Origin of the sequence: Desertihabitans aurantiacus (assembly GCF_003344635.1) — a bacterium.
Taxonomy (GTDB): domain Bacteria; phylum Actinomycetota; class Actinomycetes; order Propionibacteriales; family Propionibacteriaceae; genus Desertihabitans; species Desertihabitans aurantiacus.
Window position 1 is genome coordinate 1 of record NZ_QPKK01000422.1, and the last position, 2083, is coordinate 2083.

The window sequence follows — 2083 nt, forward strand, 5'->3', positions numbered from 1 at the left end:
GGGCACGGCCCGGCGGCCGCGACGCCGGCTGCCGCCCTGCCGGCGGGCGGCGCCGCGCAGCACCCGGACCGCCAGCACCACGCCGACGACGCTCCACAGCGTGAGCACCGCGGCCGTCTCGGGCAGCCGCCAGGACTGGCCGATCTCCGAGGCCAGCACCTGGTCGCCGAGCATGGTGCTGCGCAGGCCGAGACCCATCCAGTACAGCGGTGTGCTCTGACCGACCACCTGCACCCACTCCGGCATCCGCGCCAGCGGGTAGAACACCCCCGAGACGCTGACCACGCCCATCAGCACCAGCGACATGAAGCTGAGGTGGCGGGGGTTGGAGATCAGCGCGCCGAGCAGCGCCCCGAACGGCAGGGTGGCGAGCAGGGCCAGCGGCAGGATCCACGCCAGGTGCACCAGGTTCGCGACCTCGACCGAGAGCGAGCCGCGGAACAGCAGGGCCGCCTCGACCAGCACCACGGCCATCGTGGCCACGATCAGCACCACCTGGGTGGTGACCTTGCCGAGCAGGTAGCTGTGGATGCCGTTGGGCACCGAGCGGGCGCGCAGCAGCGTCCCGTCCTCGCGTTCGGTGATGAGGGTGGTGGCCAGCCCCATCAGCCCGGTGAAGAGCACGTTCATCGCGACGATGCCGGGGATGGCGTACTGGCCGACCGATGCGCCGGAGCCGGCGAGCTCGATGCCGCGCAGGAAGGACGTCGCGATGAGGGCCAGGCTGGGGAAGAAGACGTAGTTGAAGACCAGCGTGATGCTGTGTCGCAGCTCCACCAGCCCGCGGGTCAGGCCGTTGCGGATGATCTCAGGCAGCATCGTGGTGTCCCGCCTCCACGGCCAGGGTCGAGGTGCCCAGCTCGGCGCGGTGGTGGTCGCGGATCATCTGGAGGTAGGCGTCCTCCAGTGTCTGCGGGCGCACCTCGAGGTGGCTGAGCGCGGTGTCGTGGGCGCGGACCAGGGCCCGCACCCGCGCGGTGGCGTCGGGGACGGTCTCGACGTGCTCGCGCCCGTGCAGCCGGTAGCGGATCTCGGTGCCGGCGGCGTGCCGGGCGGCGATCTCGGCCATCGGACCGCGGGCGACGACCCGTCCGTCGACGAGGATCGCGACGGTGTCGGCCAGCTGCTCGGCCTCGACCAGGTCGTGGGTGGTGAGCACGATCGCGGTCCGGCCGCGGGCCGAGATCGAGCGGATCAGCTGGTGGAACTCCTGGCGGGCCTCGGGGTCGAACCCGACGGTGGGCTCGTCGAGGAAGAGCAGCTCGGGGTTGCCGACCAGGCCGATGGCGACGTCGAGCCGGCGGCGCTGGCCGCCCGACAGGCGTCCCACCCGCTGGTCCTGCTGGTCGGTCAGCCCGACGGCGGCGAGCAGGGCGTCGGGGTCCTGCGGCCGGGGCCAGTCGGGTGAGGAGTAGGGCCGGTAGTAGCGGCCGAGGTGGTGCAGCAGCTCGCGGACCCGCCAGCGGCGGTGGTCGCGCCAGGCCTGCAGGACGACGCCGATCCGCGACTGCCAGGCCTCCCGGCCGGCGTCGGGGTCGCAGCCGAGCACGCGGACATCCCCGCTGGAGCGGCGGCGGAAGCCCTCGAGGATCTCGATGGTGGTGGTCTTGCCCGCGCCGTTGGGACCCAGCAGTGCCATCACCTCACCGGCCTCGACCCGCAGGTCGACACCGCGCAGGGTCTGCACCGAGCCGTAGCGCATCCCGAGGTCGCGGACCTCGATGGCGGGAGCCGGGTGGGGCCCGGGGTCGGTCGGCTGCACCGCCTCCAGGGCGGCTGGCCGGGTCTGCTGCAGGGTCATCGTCGCTCCGTCCGTCTCGCCGGGACACGTCGTCTGCGGCGTCTGGTGCTGCGCGGCTGTCAATGGGGGTGGACCGGTGGCCAGGCCAGCTCGGGCCTGGCCACCGGCCGTCCGGGTTGCTAGGGTGCTACCCGGGAATCACTCCTTGGAGTGGTCCTCGAAGGGGAGGATGGCCTCGGTGTGCGGGCCGATGAACTCGCCGGTCTCGTCCTGGAAGCGACCCAGGTCGACGACGGTCGGGGTGTCGTAGTGCGACATCTCGTGCACCTCCTCTCATGATCT

At 72.4% G+C, this 2083-nt stretch carries 2 protein-coding genes; both read right to left on the bottom strand.

Annotated elements, in window-relative coordinates; translation table 11 throughout:
* The coding region (locus DVA66_RS19750) for an ABC transporter permease (protein WP_157974164.1) at window positions 1–819 on the bottom strand (819 nt) is incomplete at its 3' end.
* Complete coding sequence (locus tag DVA66_RS19755; protein WP_114561507.1) at window positions 809–1801, bottom strand: ABC transporter ATP-binding protein; 993 nt, start codon at window positions 1799–1801, stop codon at window positions 809–811. The genes DVA66_RS19750 and DVA66_RS19755, both read right to left, overlap by 11 nt.
* Between the last annotated feature and the right edge of the window lie 282 nt (window positions 1802–2083).

Excerpts from the sequence above, each read along its gene's own strand:
- DVA66_RS19755 (WP_114561507.1), bottom strand. The coding sequence starts at position 1,801 with ATGACCCTGCAGCAGACCCGGCCAGCCGCCCTGGAGGCGGTGCAGCCG.